Source organism: Marivirga arenosa (assembly GCF_030503895.2).
Lineage (GTDB): Bacteria > Bacteroidota > Bacteroidia > Cytophagales > Cyclobacteriaceae > Marivirga > Marivirga arenosa.
The window spans coordinates 707647-723796 of the sequence record NZ_CP129970.2 but is presented as its reverse complement, the minus strand read 5'-3'; the positions used below and the strand labels follow the sequence as shown (position 1 = coordinate 723796).

The 16150-nt window shown below is 35.0% G+C and carries 28 protein-coding genes; 26 read left to right on the top strand and 2 right to left on the bottom strand.

Going from position 1 to position 16150, the window contains the following annotated elements:
• From rpsC to QYS48_RS02985, 26 genes are all read left to right on the top strand, one after another.
• Entirely contained in the window at positions 1-732 is a 732-nt protein-coding gene (rpsC, locus tag QYS48_RS03110; protein ID WP_308357481.1) for a 30S ribosomal protein S3, read from the top strand.
• Positions 733-762: 30 nt separating this feature from the next.
• The gene (gene rplP / locus QYS48_RS03105; RefSeq protein ID WP_302103724.1) at positions 763-1194 is read left to right on the top strand and encodes a 50S ribosomal protein L16; all 432 of its coding nucleotides are present in this window, start codon (positions 763-765) and stop codon (positions 1192-1194) included.
• Complete coding sequence (gene rpmC, locus QYS48_RS03100) at positions 1194-1388, top strand: 50S ribosomal protein L29 (protein ID WP_013455159.1); 195 nt, start codon at positions 1194-1196, stop codon at positions 1386-1388. The genes rplP and rpmC overlap by 1 nt, the downstream gene beginning before the upstream one ends.
• An 8-nt stretch (positions 1389-1396) precedes the next feature.
• Positions 1397-1651 carry a 30S ribosomal protein S17 gene (gene rpsQ, locus QYS48_RS03095; RefSeq protein WP_308357480.1) on the top strand — a complete coding sequence of 85 codons (255 nt, stop codon included), beginning with the start codon at positions 1397-1399 and terminating at the stop codon, positions 1649-1651.
• A gap of 2 nt (positions 1652-1653) precedes the next feature.
• The gene (gene rplN, locus QYS48_RS03090; RefSeq protein ID WP_013455161.1) at positions 1654-2022 is read left to right on the top strand and encodes a 50S ribosomal protein L14; all 369 of its coding nucleotides are present in this window, start codon (positions 1654-1656) and stop codon (positions 2020-2022) included.
• Between the two features lie 3 nt (positions 2023-2025).
• On the top strand, positions 2026-2373 hold the full coding sequence (gene rplX / locus QYS48_RS03085) for a 50S ribosomal protein L24 (RefSeq protein ID WP_308357479.1): 348 nt from the start codon (positions 2026-2028) through the stop codon (positions 2371-2373).
• A complete protein-coding gene (gene rplE / locus QYS48_RS03080) occupies positions 2366-2923 on the top strand; it encodes a 50S ribosomal protein L5 (RefSeq protein WP_308357478.1) in 558 nt (185 codons plus the stop codon). The genes rplX and rplE overlap by 8 nt, the downstream gene beginning before the upstream one ends.
• A 1-nt stretch (position 2924) precedes the next feature.
• On the top strand, positions 2925-3194 hold the full coding sequence (gene rpsN / locus QYS48_RS03075; protein ID WP_308357477.1) for a 30S ribosomal protein S14: 270 nt from the start codon (positions 2925-2927) through the stop codon (positions 3192-3194).
• Positions 3195-3285: 91 nt separating this feature from the next.
• Positions 3286-3684, top strand: coding sequence for a 30S ribosomal protein S8 (rpsH, locus tag QYS48_RS03070; RefSeq protein WP_302103726.1), 399 nt, complete (start codon positions 3286-3288; stop codon positions 3682-3684).
• Between the two features lie 9 nt (positions 3685-3693).
• Positions 3694-4248 carry a 50S ribosomal protein L6 gene (rplF, locus tag QYS48_RS03065; RefSeq protein ID WP_308357476.1) on the top strand — a complete coding sequence of 185 codons (555 nt, stop codon included), beginning with the start codon at positions 3694-3696 and terminating at the stop codon, positions 4246-4248.
• Positions 4249-4257: 9 nt separating this feature from the next.
• Positions 4258-4608 (top strand): 50S ribosomal protein L18, encoded by a 351-nt coding sequence (rplR, locus tag QYS48_RS03060; protein ID WP_302127500.1) that lies wholly within the window; start codon positions 4258-4260, stop codon positions 4606-4608.
• Between the two features lie 4 nt (positions 4609-4612).
• On the top strand, positions 4613-5131 hold the full coding sequence (gene rpsE / locus QYS48_RS03055; protein ID WP_302103728.1) for a 30S ribosomal protein S5: 519 nt from the start codon (positions 4613-4615) through the stop codon (positions 5129-5131).
• A 5-nt stretch (positions 5132-5136) separates the two neighbouring features.
• Positions 5137-5319, top strand: coding sequence for a 50S ribosomal protein L30 (rpmD, locus tag QYS48_RS03050; protein WP_302127499.1), 183 nt, complete (start codon positions 5137-5139; stop codon positions 5317-5319).
• 1 nt (position 5320) lies between these two features.
• Positions 5321-5767, top strand: coding sequence for a 50S ribosomal protein L15 (gene rplO / locus QYS48_RS03045; RefSeq protein WP_308357475.1), 447 nt, complete (start codon positions 5321-5323; stop codon positions 5765-5767).
• A gap of 1 nt (position 5768) precedes the next feature.
• Positions 5769-7088, top strand: a complete 1320-nt coding sequence (secY, locus tag QYS48_RS03040) for a preprotein translocase subunit SecY (RefSeq protein WP_308357474.1) — start codon at positions 5769-5771, stop codon at positions 7086-7088.
• Between the two features lie 10 nt (positions 7089-7098).
• Positions 7099-7317, top strand: a complete 219-nt coding sequence (gene infA, locus QYS48_RS03035) for a translation initiation factor IF-1 (protein ID WP_302103730.1) — start codon at positions 7099-7101, stop codon at positions 7315-7317.
• A gap of 7 nt (positions 7318-7324) precedes the next feature.
• A complete protein-coding gene (gene ykgO, locus QYS48_RS03030; RefSeq protein ID WP_302127498.1) occupies positions 7325-7441 on the top strand; it encodes a type B 50S ribosomal protein L36 in 117 nt (38 codons plus the stop codon).
• Between the two features lie 2 nt (positions 7442-7443).
• A complete protein-coding gene (gene rpsM, locus QYS48_RS03025) occupies positions 7444-7821 on the top strand; it encodes a 30S ribosomal protein S13 (protein WP_308357473.1) in 378 nt (125 codons plus the stop codon).
• Between the two features lie 10 nt (positions 7822-7831).
• Positions 7832-8224: a 30S ribosomal protein S11 gene (rpsK, locus tag QYS48_RS03020; protein ID WP_308357472.1), complete on the top strand. Its 393-nt coding sequence runs from the start codon at positions 7832-7834 to the stop codon at positions 8222-8224.
• Positions 8225-8249: 25 nt separating this feature from the next.
• Complete coding sequence (rpsD, locus tag QYS48_RS03015; protein WP_308357471.1) at positions 8250-8855, top strand: 30S ribosomal protein S4; 606 nt, start codon at positions 8250-8252, stop codon at positions 8853-8855.
• 27 nt (positions 8856-8882) lie between these two features.
• The gene (locus QYS48_RS03010; protein WP_308357470.1) at positions 8883-9872 is read left to right on the top strand and encodes a DNA-directed RNA polymerase subunit alpha; all 990 of its coding nucleotides are present in this window, start codon (positions 8883-8885) and stop codon (positions 9870-9872) included.
• 5 nt (positions 9873-9877) lie between these two features.
• A complete protein-coding gene (rplQ, locus tag QYS48_RS03005; protein WP_308357469.1) occupies positions 9878-10498 on the top strand; it encodes a 50S ribosomal protein L17 in 621 nt (206 codons plus the stop codon).
• Between the two features lie 122 nt (positions 10499-10620).
• Positions 10621-11715, top strand: coding sequence for a glutamine-hydrolyzing carbamoyl-phosphate synthase small subunit (gene carA, locus QYS48_RS03000; protein WP_308357468.1), 1095 nt, complete (start codon positions 10621-10623; stop codon positions 11713-11715).
• Positions 11716-11722: 7 nt separating this feature from the next.
• On the top strand, positions 11723-12997 hold the full coding sequence (gene eno / locus QYS48_RS02995; RefSeq protein ID WP_308357467.1) for a phosphopyruvate hydratase: 1275 nt from the start codon (positions 11723-11725) through the stop codon (positions 12995-12997).
• A 98-nt stretch (positions 12998-13095) separates the two neighbouring features.
• On the top strand, positions 13096-13395 hold the full coding sequence (locus QYS48_RS02990; protein WP_308357466.1) for a septum formation initiator family protein: 300 nt from the start codon (positions 13096-13098) through the stop codon (positions 13393-13395).
• A 2-nt stretch (positions 13396-13397) separates the two neighbouring features.
• Positions 13398-13955: a hypothetical protein gene (locus QYS48_RS02985; protein WP_308357465.1), complete on the top strand. Its 558-nt coding sequence runs from the start codon at positions 13398-13400 to the stop codon at positions 13953-13955.
• On the opposite strand, the gene QYS48_RS02980 is transcribed toward QYS48_RS02985, so the two are convergent.
• Positions 13948-15036, bottom strand: a complete 1089-nt coding sequence (locus tag QYS48_RS02980) for an Ldh family oxidoreductase (protein WP_308357464.1) — start codon at positions 15034-15036, stop codon at positions 13948-13950. The genes QYS48_RS02985 and QYS48_RS02980 overlap by 8 nt on opposite strands.
• Positions 15036-15971: an exopolyphosphatase gene (locus QYS48_RS02975; RefSeq protein WP_308357463.1), complete on the bottom strand. Its 936-nt coding sequence runs from the start codon at positions 15969-15971 to the stop codon at positions 15036-15038. Before QYS48_RS02975 ends, QYS48_RS02980 begins: the two co-directional genes overlap by 1 nt.
• Positions 15972-16150: the final 179 nt, after the last annotated feature.

The following is a 16150-nucleotide window of genomic DNA, read 5'->3' as shown; positions in this document are numbered from 1 at the left end:
ATGGGACAGAAAGTTAATCCAATAGGTTTTCGTTTAGGTGTCGTTCGTGGTTGGGAATCCAACTGGTACGGAGGAAAAGGTTTGTCTTTTTCTGAAAAACTAATAGAGGATCAAAAAATAAGAGAATATATATTAGCTCGTATTCCTAAAGGTGGAATATCTAAAATTGTTATCGAAAGAACTTTAAAGAGAATTACTTTAACTGTTCACACTGCTAGACCTGGTGTTGTTATCGGTAAAGGTGGTAGTGAGGTAGATAAATTGAAGGAAGAGCTTAAAAAATTAACTGGTAAAGACGTTCAGATCAACATATTTGAGATCAAACGTCCTGAATTAGACGCTAAATTAATTGGTGAGTCTATCGGACAGCAGTTAAAAGCTAGAATCTCTTATAGAAGAGCAATGAAACAAGCTATTGCGTCTGCTATGAGAGTAGGTGCTCAAGGTATTAAAATTAAAGTTTCTGGTCGTTTAGGCGGAGCGGAAATGGCACGTACCGAAATGTATAAAGAGGGAAGAATTCCTTTGCATACATTGAGAGCGGATATTGACTATGAAACAACACATGCTCACACTATTTATGGTACAATTGGTGTGAAAGTATGGGTATTCAAAGGTGAAGTATTCGGCAAGAGAGACTTGTCGTTAAACGTTGGGGCGAGCCAATCAGGAAAAGGTAGTGGCCCGGCTAATAATAGAAGAAGTGAACGTCCTAAAAGAAAGCGTAAATAATCGCTTTCTTTGGTAAAAGATTTTTAAAAAATGTTACAGCCAAAAAGAACAAAATTTAGGAAAAAGCAAAAAGGTAGAGTAAAAGGGATTGCTCAAAGAGGGCATAATATCGCTTTTGGTAGTTTTGCTTTAAAGTCACTGGAGCCGGGTTGGATTACCAGTAGACAGATAGAAGCCGCAAGGATTGCTATGACAAGAGCAATGAAAAGACAGGGTCAAGTTTGGATCAGAATATTTCCAGACAAGCCTATAACCAAAAAGCCTGCAGAGGTTAGGATGGGTAAGGGTAAAGGTGCTCCAGAATACTGGGTAGCAACTGTTAAACCCGGAACAATTATGTTTGAGGCAGGTGGTGTAACAATGGATTTAGCCAAAGAAGCTTTAAGATTGGCTGCACAAAAGTTACCTGTTAAAACTAAGTTTTCTGTTAGAAGGGATTACGCTGAAAACCCAATATTATAATGAAAAACGCAGATATTAAGAAATTATCCATTGACGAGCTCAATGAGAATATAAAAGTTGAAGGACAAAAACTTCATAAGTTGAAGTTTGCACATGCTATCTCTCCTATAGAGAATCCTATGCAAATAAGAGATACTCGTAAGAATATTGCTCGTTTGCAGACTGAACTAAGAAGTAAAGTACTTGCTAAATAATTGCTAAGATGGAAAGAAACCTTAGAAAGGAAAGAGTAGGGTTAGTTGTTAGTAACAAAATGGACAAGTCCATTACCGTTTCTGTTGAAAGAAAGGTTAAACACCCTATATATGGTAAATTCGTGAAGAAAAATACCAAATTCATGGCTCATGATGAGTCTAACGATTGTACAATTGGCGATACTGTCAGAATACAAGAAACTAGACCAATGAGTAAGAATAAAAAATGGAGATTAGTAGAAATTGTAGAAAGAGCTAAATAACCATGATACAACAAGAGTCAAGATTAAGTGTAGCGGATAATAGTGGTGCCAAAGAGGTATTGTGTATCCGTGTATTGGGTGGTACTAAAAAGAGGTATGCTTCCATTGGTGATAAAGTGATTGTTACTGTAAAGTCTGCTCTTTCTTCAAGTAATTTGAAAAAAGGTACCGTTTCTAGAGCTGTAATCGTACGCACTAAGAAAGAGGTGAGAAGAAAAGATGGTTCTTATATTCGCTTTGAAGATAATGCAGCAGTATTATTGAACCCTAATGATGAGCCAAGAGGTACTCGTATTTTCGGACCTGTTGCTAGAGAATTGCGTGAAAAGCAATTCATGAAAATTGTTTCTTTAGCACCTGAAGTATTATAAATTATGGAAAGGAGAAAAAACAAACAAAAGAAATTTCATATCCGTAAGGGTGACACTGTAAAAGTTATTGCTGGTAATTCTAAAGGCAAAACTGGGAAAGTGTTAGAAATGTTAGGTGACAAAGATAGAGCTATCGTTGAGGGAGCTAATGTTGTAACTAAACACAACAAGCCATCTGCGAATAGTCCTCAAGGAGGTATTGATAAGGTAGAAGCGCCAATTCATTTAAGTAACTTAATGTTAGTAGATCCTGCAACAGGTGATGCTACCAGAGTTGGACGTAAGCTCGATGAAAACGGTAAATTGCAAAGATATTCAAAAAAAACGGGGGAGGTGATCAAAAATGGCTAATCCAAGAATAAAAGATTTATACCTGGGTGAAATAATTCCCGCTTTGAAAGAAAAGTTTCAGTACAGCTCTGCGATGGAAGTTCCTAAGCTTACAAAAATCGTTATCAATAAAGGTATCGGTGCTGCTACTGCTGATAAGAAATTAGTTGACACTGGTGTAGAAGAGTTAACAATGATTTCTGGTCAAAAAGCTGTAGCAACGTATGCAAAGAATTCAATCTCTAACTTTAAGTTAAGAGAAGGGATGCCTATCGGAGCAAAAGTAACACTAAGAGGAGAAAGAATGTACGAGTTTTTGGATAGATTATTATCTGTTTCATTACCTCGTGTACGTGACTTCCAAGGTGTTAAAGATAAAGGCTTTGACGGAAGAGGTAATTATACTCTTGGTGTTAAAGAACAAATAATTTTCCCAGAAATTAGTATTGATAAAGTAACTACTATTTCTGGTATGGACATTACATTTGTAACCACTGCCAAAACGGACGAAGAGAGCTATGAATTATTAAAAGCTTTCGGAATGCCTTTTGCTAGTAAAAACAATAAATAATATGGCTAGAAAAGCAGTAATTGCCAGAGAAAGAAAAAGAGAAAGACTAGTTGCTAAATATGCAGACAAGAGAGCTGAGTTAAAAGCTAATGGCGACTATGAAGCTTTAGATAAATTACCAAAAAACGCTTCTCCTGTAAGATTGCACAATAGATGTAAATTAACAGGTCGTCCGAAAGGATATATGCGTAAATTTGGAATCTCTAGGGTAACCTTCCGCGAAATGGCTTCACAAGGTAAAATACCAGGAGTAACCAAAGCGAGCTGGTGATTTTTAAATTTTTATTTTTATAAACAAATTAATTTCTTAACTTTGCACGCCTGTTTCGGCAGAGCAATTTGAAATTATAATTAATTAAGAGATGGTAACTGATCCAATAGCTGATTTTCTTACAAGGGTTCGTAATGCTATAAAAGCAAATCACCGAATCGTAGAAGTACCTGCTTCGAATTTAAAGAAGAGTATTACAAAGGTACTTCATGAAAAAGGTTATATCCTAAATTATAAATTTGAGGAAAATAACTCACAAGGTAATATTAAAATTGCTTTGAAATATGATCCTGAAACAAAAACTCCAGCTATTTCTAATTTGGAGAGAGTTTCAAAACCAGGGTTAAGAAAATACTCTGATGCTGAAAATCTTCCAAGAGTATTAAATGGTTTGGGTGTTGCAATTATGTCAACATCTAAAGGAGTGATCACTGACAAAGAGGCACGTTCTCTTAATGTTGGTGGGGAAGTATTATGCTACGTATATTAAAGAATAGAAATGTCACGAATAGGTAAAAGTCTTATAAAACTACCTCAAGATGTAACTCTTGAAATTGCTAAGGATAACTTAGTAACAGTAAAGGGTTCCAAGGGTACTTTAACACAGCAAGTTGATCCAGCTATATCTGTGGAGAATAATGATGGAGTAGTGAAGCTAGAAAGAGCTACGGAATCTAAGAGACATAAAGCGATGCATGGATTGTATAGAGCTTTATTGAATAACATGGTTACCGGAGTTTCAGAGGGGTACAAAAAGCAGTTAGAGCTAGTTGGGGTAGGTTATAAAGCTACAGTACAAGGGAATGTATTAGAGTTAAACGTAGGTTACTCTCACAGTATATTTTTAGGTTTACCTGAAGAGGTGAAAGCTTCTGCTGAAACGGTTAAGGGTCAAAATCCTATCGTTACTCTAGAAAGCTTTGATAAGCAATTAATTGGTCAAGTAGCCGCTAAAATTAAGTCCTTACGTACTGTTGAACCGTACAAAGGTAAAGGAATTAGATTTGTTGGTGAACAAGTTAGACGTAAAGCAGGTAAAACTGCCGCTAAATAATATTAAAAAATGGCTATTAGTAAACAAAATAGACGAGCTCGAATTAAAAAAGGTATCCGTAGAAAGATCTCTGGTACTGCTGAAACACCTCGTTTGTCGGTATTCAAAAGTAACCGTGCCATTTATGCACAAGTTATTGACGACTTAAAAGGTCATACACTAGCAGCTGCCAACTCATTAGAATTGGGCGCTAAAAGTAATGCTGATATCGATACTTCTGCAAAAGTAGGAGAAGCTATTGCTAAAAGGGCTAAAGAAGCCGGTATTGAAACAATAGTTTTTGATAGAGGTGGATATAGATTTCACGGTAGAGTAAAAGCATTGGCAGACGGTGCTCGTAAAGGTGGCTTAAAATTCTAAAAATATGTCTCAGAGTAATATAAAATCTGTTAGAGCAAGCGAAATCGAACTGAAGGAAAAGGTAGTAGCCATCAAAAGGGTTGCTAAGGTTGTAAAAGGTGGTAGAAGATTCAGCTTCTCAGCAATTGTTGTTGTAGGTGATGGTAATGGTGTTGTGGGTTACGGATTAGGTAAAGCTAATGAAGTAACTGATGCAATTACTAAAGGAATTGATGATGCGAAGAAAAATTTGGTTAAAGTTCCAATTTTAAAAGGAACGGTACCTCACGAGCAAATAGGTAAATATAGTGGTGGTTTTGTTTTAATTAAACCTGCTTCACAGGGTACTGGAGTAATAGCAGGTGGTGCAATGCGTGCTGTATTTGAAAGTGCTGGTGTTCATAATGTTCTAGCAAAATCTAAAGGTTCTTCTAACCCACACAACGTAGTTAAGGCTACTTTCGATGCTCTTCTTAAATTAAGAGATCCTTATACTGTAGCTAAAGATAGAGGAATTGCACTTTCTAATGTATTTAATGGTTAATTACGATGGCTAAGAAAATTCAAGTAACACAAATAAGAAGTGTAATAGGTAGACCTAAAAATCAGAAGCTTACAATAGAAGCTTTAGGTTTAGGGAGAATTAATAAAACAGTGACAAAAGAATCAACTCCTCAAATAGAAGGTATGTTGAAGAAAGTTGCTCACTTAGTTAATGTAACTGAAGGATAAGATGAAATTACATACATTAAAACCAGCAGAAGGTTCTATAAAAACTAGAAAGCGTATTGGTAGAGGTCAGGGCTCTGGTGCTGCCGGTACTGCGGGAAGAGGTCATAAAGGAGCTAAATCAAGAAGTGGTTATTCTCAGAAACAAGGTTTTGAGGGTGGTCAAATGCCATTGCAAAGAAGAGTTCCTAAGTTTGGTTTCAATAACATCAACAGAGTTAGCTACAAAGCTATCAATTTAAGTGATCTACAAACTCTACAAGAGAAGTATAGTGTCGACACTATAGATGTTGAATTATTGAAAAGCAAAGGACTTGTTGCTAAAAATGACTTGGTTAAAATTTTAGGAAACGGAACCTTAAAGGCTAAATTAAATGTAACTGCTAATGCATTCTCTAAGACTGCGTTAGAGGCAATTGAGAAGGCTGGAGGAACTGCATCAAAAATATAATATGAATCGTTTTTTTTCTACCATAAAGAATATTTTCTCCATTGAGGAGCTTAGAGATAGGATTTTAAATACCATTGGTTTTTTAATTATCTTTCGTTTAGGCTCTTTTGTGGTTTTACCTGGAGTAGATCCATCAAAATTATCAGGTGATGCTCAAGGTATATTTGGCTTATTAGACACTATCTTAGGTGGAGCATTCTCTAATGCATCCATTTTTGCGTTAGGTATTATGCCTTACATTTCTGCCAGTATTGTTATACAGTTATTAACAGTTGCTGTGCCTTACTTCCAAAAGATGCAGAAAGAAGGTGAGTCAGGTAGAAAGAAAATTACACAAATAACTAGGGTGTTGACTATCGCTATCACTTTTGTTCAAGGTGTTAGTTATGTTGCGGGTACTATTCCTACCGAAGCAATTATGATGAGTCAAACCTTCTTCACAATTACATCAGTTATTGTGCTTACATCAGGTACTATTTTCTGTATGTGGTTAGGTGAAAAAATTACTGATAAAGGAATTGGTAATGGTATTTCAATGTTAATCATGATTGGTATCATATCTCGTTTTCCTGGTTCAATTGTTGCTGAAGCAATTTCTTTGGGAATGAGCGGATTATTATTCTTCATTCTTGAGATTGTAGCTTTATTCTTTGTGGTAATGGTAACTGTAATGTTAGTCCAAGCTACAAGGAGAATACCAGTTCAGTATGCTAAACAAGTTGTAGGAGGTAGAGTTTATGGTGGGCAACGACAGTATATTCCGCTTAAAGTTAATGCTTCTGGTGTAATGCCAATTATCTTTGCTCAGTCTTTAATGTTTTTACCAGCTTTGTTGGCAAATCTGTGGTCTGAAAATAGTGACACAGCAGCTTATATAGGAAATGTTTTCTCTGACTTTCAGAGTTGGCAGTATAACCTAACATTTGCATTATTAATTATAATTTTTACTTTCTTATATACTGCAATTACTATAAATCCTAGTCAAATTGCAGATGATATGAAAAGAAATGGAGGTTTTGTTCCGGGTATAAAACCAGGTAAAGAAACTTCAGATTTTATAGATAATATTTTAACAAAAATTACTTTACCAGGATCTATCTATCTAGCACTTATCGCAATTTTACCTGCTTTTGTTGCTAGAGCTGGTGTCGGTACTCAATTTTCTCAATTCTTCGGAGGTACATCTCTTATCATTATGGTAGGGGTTATTTTGGATACATTACAGCAAATTGAGAGTTACTTATTGATGCGTCATTACGAAGGAATGATGAAATCAGGTAAAGTAAAAGGAAGTTCATCACAAAGAACAGCGGTAGCTTAATTTAATAATTATGGCAAAACAAAGTTCAATAGAGCAAGATGGAACAATAACAGAGGCATTATCAAATGCAATGTTTCGTGTTGAATTAAGTAATGGTCATGAAGTGATTGCTCACATATCTGGTAAGATGAGAATGAACTACATTAAGATTCTTCCAGGTGATAAAGTGAAGTTAGAAATGTCACCTTATGATTTAAGTAAAGGTAGAATAGTATACAGGTACAAATAAAAAGATTATGAAAGTTAAAGCTTCAATCAAAAAGAGAAGTGCTGATTGCAAAGTTGTCCGTAGAAACGGTAAGCTTTATGTAATCAACAAAAAGAATCCACGTTTCAAACAAAGACAAGGGTAATTATGGCAAGAGTTTCCGGAGTAGATATTCCTGATAATAAAAGGGGAGTTATATCATTGACCTACATATTTGGTCTTGGTAGAAGTTCAGCTGCTAAAGTTTTAGAAATAGCTGGCGTAGATGCTGATAAAAAAGTAAGTGATTGGACTGATGATGAGGCGAATGCAATTCGTTCAGCAATCAGTGAAAATTTCAAAACCGAAGGTGTTTTGAAGTCAGAGGTACAGATGAGCATCAAAAGATTGTTAGATATCGGATGTTACAGAGGTTTACGTCACAGAAAAGGGCTTCCATTAAGAGGGCAGAGAACAAAAAATAACTCTCGTACTCGTAAAGGGAAAAGGAAGACTATTGCAAATAAAAAGAAAGCTACTAAGTAATCAATAGATCATGGCTCAGAAGAGAAAAGATAAAGCTAAAAAAAGAGTAGTTAATGTTGAAGCTATTGGACAAGCTCACATTAAAGCTTCATTCAATAATATTATTATTTCATTGACTAACTCTACAGGTCAAGTTATTTCTTGGGCTTCTGCCGGTAAAATGGGATTCAAAGGTTCAAAAAAGAACACTCCATACGCTGGTCAGGTTGCAGCTCAAGATGCAGCACAAACTGCTTATGACCTAGGTCTTAGAAAAGTTGAAGTATATGTAAAAGGGCCTGGAGCAGGAAGAGATTCTGCTATCAGAACTATACAAAATACAGGTATTGAAGTAACGGTGATTAAGGATGTTACTCCATTACCACATAATGGATGTCGTCCACCTAAAAGACGTAGGGTTTAATTCATCGCTTAAGTAATTAAAGAAAATGGCAAGATATAAAGGACCAAAATCCAAAATTGCAAGAAGGTTTAACGAACCAATTTTTGGTGCAAGTAAAGCATTATCAAAAAAGGCTTATCCTCCTGGTCAGCATGGTAGAGGAAGACGTAGAAAGCAGTCTGAATATGCTGTACAGTTAATGGAAAAGCAAAAGGCTAAATACACTTACGGTGTTTTAGAAAAACAATTTGCTAATTTATTCGATAAGGCTTCCAGAAAGAAAGGTATTACTGGTGAAGTATTACTTCAATTATTGGAAAGCAGATTGGATAATGTTGTTTATAGATTAGGAATTGCTCCTACTAGAAGAGCAGCAAGACAGTTGGTAGGTCATAAACATATTTTAGTAAACGGAGAGATTTTAAATATTCCTTCGTATCAGGTAAAAGAAGGTGATGTAATCGGAGTTAGAGAGAAATCTAAATCTCTTGAAGCTGTTACTGATAGTCTTTCTGCTAATACAGTTTCTAAATATTCTTGGTTAGAATTTGATAAATCTTCAATGTCAGGAAAGTTTGTTAACACTCCTCAAAGAGAAGATATACCTGAGAATATCAATGAGCAACTAATTGTCGAGTTGTACTCAAAATAAAAAGTTAATTTAAAGAAATTTAATAATATGTCCATTTTAGCATTCCAAATGCCTGAAAAGGTTGCAATGGAAAAAGCAGATGATTTTCACGGGCTTTTTACATTCAAACCATTAGAAAAAGGATATGGTGTTACTGTAGGTAATGCCTTAAGAAGAATTCTGTTATCTTCCTTAGAAGGTTATGCTATCACAGGAATTAAAATTCCTGGTGTTCTGCATGAGTTTTCTTCAATCGAAGGTGTGGTTGAAGATGTTTCTGAAATCATCCTAAATCTTAAAATGGTAAGATTTAAAAAGGTTGCTGAAACTGCAGATAACAAAATCAATATTTCTCTTAAGAATGTTAAGGAATTCAAGGCAGGTGATATTAACAAATTCACTTCTGCATTTGAAATCTTAAATCCTGAATTATTGATTTGCCATATGGACGAATCAGTAAACTTTGAGATAGAATTAACTATCGAAAAGGGAAGAGGATATGTTTCTTCTGAAGATAACAAAGTGGTTGATCAGGCTACGGATTATATTTCTATTGACTCAATTTTTACTCCTATAAAAAACGTTAAGTATAGCGTTGAGAACACAAGGGTAGAACAGAAAACTGATTATGAGCAATTAGTTTTAGATATTGAGACTGATGGAAGTATCCATCCTGAAGTGGCATTAAAAGGTGCTGCTAATATTTTGATTAAACACTTTATGTTGTTCTCTGATCAAAATATGGTATTGGATGCTGGTGGATCTGATGAGCCAGAAGCTGTAGATGAGGAAATGTTACATATGCGTAAATTACTCAAAACAGCTCTAAATGACTTAGATCTATCTGTTAGAGCATATAATTGCTTGAAAGCTGCTGATGTTAAATCTTTAGGAGACTTAGTAGCTTTAGAAATTTCTGATATGATGAAATTCAGAAATTTCGGTAAGAAATCATTAGCTGAATTAGAGCAATTGGTAGCTGATAAAGGTTTAACCTTTGGAATGGATTTATCCAAATACAAACTTGACGAAGAATAAGGACAATGAGACACGGTAAGAAATTTAATCATTTAAGTAGAACTGCTTCCCACAGAAATGCGATGTTATCAAACATGGCAGGTTCTTTAATCCTTTCTAAAAGGATTACTACTACTGTAGCAAAAGCTAAAGCTTTAAGGAAGTATGTTGAGCCTTTATTGACAAAGTCAAAAGAGGATACTACACATAATAGAAGAGTTGTTTTTTCTTCTTTAAAAAATAAAGAAGTATTAAAAGAACTTTTTGATGAAGTAGCTACTAAAATTGCTAACAGACCAGGTGGCTATACTAGAATTATTAAATTTGGTTCTAGACTTGGTGATGATGCAGAGATGGCTTTAATTGAGTTAGTAGATTACAACGAAAATCTACTTGGTGGTTCTGATAAGAAGGAAGCTAAGAAAACTACTAGAAGAAGTAGAAGAGGTGGTGGATCAAAATCAGCATCAGCTAGTACTGAATCTAAAGCTACTGAAGCAAAAGAAACTAAAGAAGAAGCTCCTAAAAAAGAAGCTAAGAAAGAGGAAGCTCCTAAGGCTGCAGCTAAAAAAGAGGAAGCTCCAAAAGCTGAAAAGAAAGAGGCTAAATCTGAAGATAAAAAAGAGGACAAAAAAGGAGATGAATAATCTTTCTGTCTATAGAAATAATAAAAGGGATTGGATATTTATTCAATCCCTTTTTTTTATTTATTTTTGTCTCGATCATTTGAAAGAACTCCAAATCATTATCAATTTCAGAAAAGTATCTGATGAAATACAAGAATAAAAACAAAGCAATTTTACTTTTAGAAGACGGTACAGTCTTTCATGGAAAATCAATTGGTTTTTCAGGTACAAAAGGTGGAGAAATCTGTTTTAATACAGGTATGACCGGTTATCAGGAATTATATACTGATCCATCCTACTATGGGCAAATTATGGTGAATACTAATGCACATATCGGGAATTATGGAGTTCATCCTAATGAGTCTGAATCAGATGGCCCTAAGGTGTTTGGTGTTGTAATCAACGCATTTTCTGATGATTACAGTCGAGGTCAGGCAGTAGATAATTTAAATAATTATCTGATTAAACATGAGATTCCCGGTATATGTGATGTTGATACGAGAAAGATTGTTCGCCATATTCGTAATAAAGGAGCAATGAATGCGATTATTTCTTCTGAGATTTCGGATATAGATGAATTAAAGAAGGAATTAGACAAAGTTCCATCCATGGAAGGTCTATCCCTTTCTTCTTTTGTAAGTACTAAAGAGCCTTATGAAATGGGCAAAGATGATGGTATTAAGTTAGCTGTGATGGATTATGGTATTAAAAGTAGTATCTTATCACAACTAGTTGAAAGAGGATTCAGATGCAAAGTTTTTCCTCATGACTATAGCTTTGAACAAACTGAGGAATGGAAGCCCCAGGCATATTTCTTATCTAATGGGCCAGGTGATCCTGGTGTGATGACAAATGCTATTGATAATTCTAGAGCGATAATAGAAAGTGGAAAACCTCTATTTGGAATTTGTTTAGGTCATCAGCTCATTGCTTTGGCAAATGGGATCAAAACATTCAAAATGCATAATGGTCATAGAGGTTTAAATCAGCCAGTTTTAAACAAAGAATCAGGACGAAGTGAAATTACTTCACAAAATCATGGATTTAGTGTCGTTACAGAAGATGTTGAAAAATCAACTACAGTAGTTGCTACACATATTAACTTGAATGATGATACGGTTGAAGGTTTGAAAATGAAAGATAAGAAAGTATTTTCAGTTCAATATCATCCAGAATCATCACCTGGGCCACATGATTCAAGATATCTATTTGATCAATTTATTTCATTAATCAACTAATAAAACTATGAGTATTATAGAAAACATTCACGCAAGACAGATATTAGATTCCAGAGGGAATCCTACTGTTGAGGTAGAAGTATTTACTTCTAACGGAGGATTCGGTCGTGCTGCAGTACCTTCAGGTGCTAGTACCGGAATTCACGAGGCTGTTGAGCTAAGAGATAAAGATAAATCCATTTTTATGGGAAAAGGGGTTTTAAAAGCGGTTAATAATGTAAATACTACTATCGCTGAGGAATTAATTGGATTTTCCGTATTTGAGCAAAATCTAATTGATAAAATCATGATTGAGTTAGATGGTACTAGCAATAAAGCAAAGTTAGGTGCAAATGCTATTTTAGGTGTATCTATGGCTGTTGCTAAAGCAGCTGCTCAGTTATCAGGCCAGTCTCTTTACAGATATTTAGGTGGTGTAAATGCTAATACACTTCCAGTTCCCATGATGAACATCCTTAATGGTGGTAGCCATGCAGATAATAAAATTGACTTCCAGGAATTTATGGTAATGCCAGTAAACGCTGAATCTTTCTCGGAAGCTTTAAGAATGGGTACTACTGTTTTTCATCACTTAAAAGAAGTATTAAAAAGTAAAGGTTTATCAACCAACGTTGGGGATGAAGGCGGTTTTGCTCCAAATATTGAATCGAATGAGCAAGCTATTGAAGTAGTATTAACAGCTATCGAGAAAGCTGGCTACAAGCCGGGTGAAGATATCTTCATTGCTTTAGATGCAGCAGCTTCTGAATTCTATGATGAAGGCAAGAAAAAGTATGTATTCGAAAGTACTGGTGAAGAGCTTTCTTCTGATGAGATGGTAGCGTATTGGAAAAAATGGTGTGATAAGTATCCTATCCTTTCTATTGAAGATGGTATGCAAGAAGATGACTGGGAAGGTTGGGAAAAACTTACTCGTGAGATAGGAAGAACAGTTCAGTTGGTGGGGGATGATTTATTCGTTACTAACACTGAAAGACTACAAAGAGGTATTGATGAAAAAATTGGTAACTCAATCTTAATAAAGGTTAACCAAATTGGTACCATTACAGAAACTATCAATGCAATTCGAATGGCTGATAAAGCTTCCTACAAAAATATCATCTCTCATAGATCGGGTGAGACTGAGGATACTTTTATAGCTGATTTAGCAGTCGCTATGGGTTCTGGACAAATCAAAACAGGATCTGCTTCACGTTCTGATAGAATGGCAAAATACAATCAATTATTAAGAATAGAAGAGGAATTAGGTGAAATGGCATATTTTCCAGGTATTAATTTCTAAACTACATTTATTATAAAATTAGGCTATTGGTATTAAACCAGTAGCCTTTTTTATTTTAGGCCAATTCATAAATTTGTATTACTTTTAATTATACTTTAATGCAACTAATGGATCGAATTCCAAAAATATTCAAAAATTTTTACTTTATAGCAGGAGCAGTTTTCCTGATCTGGATGTTATTTATTGATGGGAATGATTTAATTTCTCAATGGAGGTTATCATCAAAATACAATGATTTATTAAAGGAAAAGGCTTATTATCAAGAAAAGATCAAGGCAGTAGAGGTAGATCGAGAAGGTTTGATGAGCGATGATGAATTATTAGAGAAATTTGCTCGAGAAAGGTATCTTATGAAAAAAGAATCTGAAGACCTTTTCGTTATAGTTGAAAAAGAATAAAGTTGAAAAAGTTATATCTATCCATTCTCATCATATTTACGTTTCTTTTTGTCGGAACTCAATATGGTCATGCTCAAAAATATGTAGATGAAAACTCTAGTTTATTTGATCGCTTGTATTTTGGAGGGAACTTTGGTATACAGCTTGGAAGCTTTACTCATATTGAAGCCTCACCAATAGCGGGCTATATGGTGAATCAAGATTTATCTTTTGGTGCTGGGGTAATCTATCAATATTTTAGAATAAAGGGGACCACTCAAGTTGGAAATTATGAAACCAATATTTATGGCGGTAAATTATTTGGAAGATATAATATTTCCAGTCAATTTTTTGGCTACTCAGAATATGAAAACATCAATTTAGATGTAATTCTCAATACTCCAACCGGTTATGAATTAGGAAGAGCCTGGGTTCCGGCTTTTTTTATAGGAGGAGGCTATTTTCAACCAATAGGAAACAGAGCAGGGTTTACAGTAATGGCCTTATATAATCTACTACATAATCCTTTAAGATCACCTTATAATTCTCCTTTTGTATTCAGAGTAGGTTTTACTATTTGAAATACTGATCAAAATCCAATTCAAATTTTTCCCCAATAGTACTTAAATCCTTTACTACGGGCTTTAATAAAGGTATTCCTTCAGCTTTTCTAAGTTCACTCATTTCCCTTTCAGGATCACCAGGAATTAAAACTTTATCGTTTTCATCAGTAGTTTCTGAAGCTCTGAAAGTTTTAATCCAATTATCCATATGAGATTTAAAATCAGATGCAGGTCTAAATGCATCAATACGCATCGCTCCTAAGAAATGACCTAAGCCTTCTCCTACAGGATTTTCCTTTAATGGAAGAAAGCTAACAAATGGAGGAGCCCATGGGCCATAATTAGCGCCTGATAGTACGGCTGAAAATATATCTACTATAGAACCCAAGATATAACCTTTATGTCCTGAATGTTCTCTAGATCCCCCAAGAGGTAACATACTTCCACCTTTTTTTAAAGCATCAACATCCGTAGTGCCTTTACCGTCTGCATCTTGAACCCAACCCAGAGGTGCAGATTCATTTTTTCTTTTTAATACCTCTAATTTACCATTAGCTACGGTGGTAGTTGCGAAATCAGCTACATAAGGTGGTTGCTTCTCAGTAGGAATAGCAATTGAAATGGGGTTAGTTCCTAATAATCTCTCTTTTGAAAAAGTTGGTGATACTAAAGGACTCGCATTGGTCATCGACCAGCCAATCATATCTTTTTCTAAAGCCATCATACTGTGATGCCCCGCTATACCATAATGATTTGAATTTTTAACTGAAACCCAGCCTGTACCTACCTTTTCTGCCTTTTCCATTGCTATTCGCATTGCAAAAGGAGCTACCACTAAGCCTAATCCCTTATCACCATCGATAGTAGCAGTACTAGGAGTCTCGTGTATGATCTTAATTTCTGGTGTAGCATTTATTCTACCCTCTTCCCAAAGTCTGATGTAGCCATGTAATCTTGCTACACCATGAGAATCAACTCCTCTTAAGTCAGCATTTACTAGAACTTCAGCCGCTTCGGTTGCTTGAGAATCAGGACAACCCATTTTAATGAATACATCATTTACGAAATTTTGTAAAGCTTTATAATTGTAGGTACTCATTAAGATATATTTAAATCATTTGAGATGATAGCATCAAGTAATCCTTCTTTAAGAGCATAGGTAGATACCTTGATATTAATAAAATCATTATTTTCTATTAAAAACTGAATGAGGCAAACAGCAACTACTATCATATCCACGCGCATTTCAATCATGCCTGGTATTTTCATTCTTTCGTCTCTATTTTTATGAATAATTTCATTGTAGATCCTATCGAAATCCTCAAGTGGAAGAGAGAAAGAATTTTCATCAGGTTTTGTTATATTTTTTTCCTGATAATCTATATCTATTAAAGTATCGAAGGTGCCAGAAGAGCCAATAAGATGGTGAGGCTGATAGATGTCCATTTTCATTTTGAGCTCAGCTAATTCGGCTCTTAAAAAATCGTCTAATTTTTCAATGTCTCTAGGTTGAATGGGGTCATGTTTATGGAATTTATCTAGTAATCTCTGAGCCCCAATTTCAAAACTTTTCATCCAATAGACTTCTGTTTGATCACAAATAATGAATTCAACGCTTCCACCACCAATATCCATGATTAAGGCTGGCTCAGGACCTATTTCAAGTGCCTTTTTCACTCCTTGATGAATAAACTTTGCTTCCTCTAGCCCTGAGATTAATTGAACCGAAATACCAGTTTCGTCATAAATATGTTGGATTACTTCCTTGCCATTAGAGGCATTTCGCATTGCGGAAGTAGCGCTAGCGAAAACATTGCTGACATTTTCTTCTTTTAGCTTATGGCTAAAATACTTCATGGTATCAATAGCACGTTCTTCTGCGGCTTTACTAATATTCCCTTTGCTGATTCCTCCTTCACCTAATTTTACAGCAATTTTTTCTTTGAAAAGAATAGTCTCCTTTCCATCATTCACTTCAACTATCAGTAAGTGGAAGGTATTTGTACCTAAATCTATAATGGCTATTTTATCCATATTTATAATGCCTGCCTATAAAACAATGCGCAATATACTACTTAGAATGCAATTGGCAATTGCATTATTTGTCGGCCTTATTGAATCTTTTAGGTAGAATGAAAACCTTATAGATGCTTTCTCGCTTATTTAGAAATTGTTTTCCTATTTTTAGACTATTTAAAGTGACTATTCTCTAT

Excerpts from the sequence above, each read along its gene's own strand:
- rpsC (WP_308357481.1), top strand. The coding sequence starts at position 1 with ATGGGACAGAAAGTTAATCCAATAGGTTTTCGTTTAGGTGTCGTTCGT.
- rplP (WP_302103724.1), top strand. The coding sequence starts at position 763 with ATGTTACAGCCAAAAAGAACAAAATTTAGGAAAAAGCAAAAAGGTAGA.
- rpmC (WP_013455159.1), top strand. The coding sequence starts at position 1,194 with ATGAAAAACGCAGATATTAAGAAATTATCCATTGACGAGCTCAATGAG.
- rpsQ (WP_308357480.1), top strand. The coding sequence starts at position 1,397 with ATGGAAAGAAACCTTAGAAAGGAAAGAGTAGGGTTAGTTGTTAGTAAC.
- rplN (WP_013455161.1), top strand. The coding sequence starts at position 1,654 with ATGATACAACAAGAGTCAAGATTAAGTGTAGCGGATAATAGTGGTGCC.
- rplX (WP_308357479.1), top strand. The coding sequence starts at position 2,026 with ATGGAAAGGAGAAAAAACAAACAAAAGAAATTTCATATCCGTAAGGGT.
- rplE (WP_308357478.1), top strand. The coding sequence starts at position 2,366 with ATGGCTAATCCAAGAATAAAAGATTTATACCTGGGTGAAATAATTCCC.
- rpsN (WP_308357477.1), top strand. The coding sequence starts at position 2,925 with ATGGCTAGAAAAGCAGTAATTGCCAGAGAAAGAAAAAGAGAAAGACTA.
- rpsH (WP_302103726.1), top strand. The coding sequence starts at position 3,286 with ATGGTAACTGATCCAATAGCTGATTTTCTTACAAGGGTTCGTAATGCT.
- rplF (WP_308357476.1), top strand. The coding sequence starts at position 3,694 with ATGTCACGAATAGGTAAAAGTCTTATAAAACTACCTCAAGATGTAACT.
- rplR (WP_302127500.1), top strand. The coding sequence starts at position 4,258 with ATGGCTATTAGTAAACAAAATAGACGAGCTCGAATTAAAAAAGGTATC.
- rpsE (WP_302103728.1), top strand. The coding sequence starts at position 4,613 with ATGTCTCAGAGTAATATAAAATCTGTTAGAGCAAGCGAAATCGAACTG.
- rpmD (WP_302127499.1), top strand. The coding sequence starts at position 5,137 with ATGGCTAAGAAAATTCAAGTAACACAAATAAGAAGTGTAATAGGTAGA.
- rplO (WP_308357475.1), top strand. The coding sequence starts at position 5,321 with ATGAAATTACATACATTAAAACCAGCAGAAGGTTCTATAAAAACTAGA.
- secY (WP_308357474.1), top strand. The coding sequence starts at position 5,769 with ATGAATCGTTTTTTTTCTACCATAAAGAATATTTTCTCCATTGAGGAG.
- infA (WP_302103730.1), top strand. The coding sequence starts at position 7,099 with ATGGCAAAACAAAGTTCAATAGAGCAAGATGGAACAATAACAGAGGCA.
- ykgO (WP_302127498.1), top strand. The coding sequence starts at position 7,325 with ATGAAAGTTAAAGCTTCAATCAAAAAGAGAAGTGCTGATTGCAAAGTT.
- rpsM (WP_308357473.1), top strand. The coding sequence starts at position 7,444 with ATGGCAAGAGTTTCCGGAGTAGATATTCCTGATAATAAAAGGGGAGTT.
- rpsK (WP_308357472.1), top strand. The coding sequence starts at position 7,832 with ATGGCTCAGAAGAGAAAAGATAAAGCTAAAAAAAGAGTAGTTAATGTT.
- rpsD (WP_308357471.1), top strand. The coding sequence starts at position 8,250 with ATGGCAAGATATAAAGGACCAAAATCCAAAATTGCAAGAAGGTTTAAC.
- QYS48_RS03010 (WP_308357470.1), top strand. The coding sequence starts at position 8,883 with ATGTCCATTTTAGCATTCCAAATGCCTGAAAAGGTTGCAATGGAAAAA.
- rplQ (WP_308357469.1), top strand. The coding sequence starts at position 9,878 with ATGAGACACGGTAAGAAATTTAATCATTTAAGTAGAACTGCTTCCCAC.
- carA (WP_308357468.1), top strand. The coding sequence starts at position 10,621 with ATGAAATACAAGAATAAAAACAAAGCAATTTTACTTTTAGAAGACGGT.
- eno (WP_308357467.1), top strand. The coding sequence starts at position 11,723 with ATGAGTATTATAGAAAACATTCACGCAAGACAGATATTAGATTCCAGA.
- QYS48_RS02990 (WP_308357466.1), top strand. The coding sequence starts at position 13,096 with ATGCAACTAATGGATCGAATTCCAAAAATATTCAAAAATTTTTACTTT.
- QYS48_RS02980 (WP_308357464.1), bottom strand. The coding sequence starts at position 15,036 with ATGAGTACCTACAATTATAAAGCTTTACAAAATTTCGTAAATGATGTA.
- QYS48_RS02975 (WP_308357463.1), bottom strand. The coding sequence starts at position 15,971 with ATGGATAAAATAGCCATTATAGATTTAGGTACAAATACCTTCCACTTA.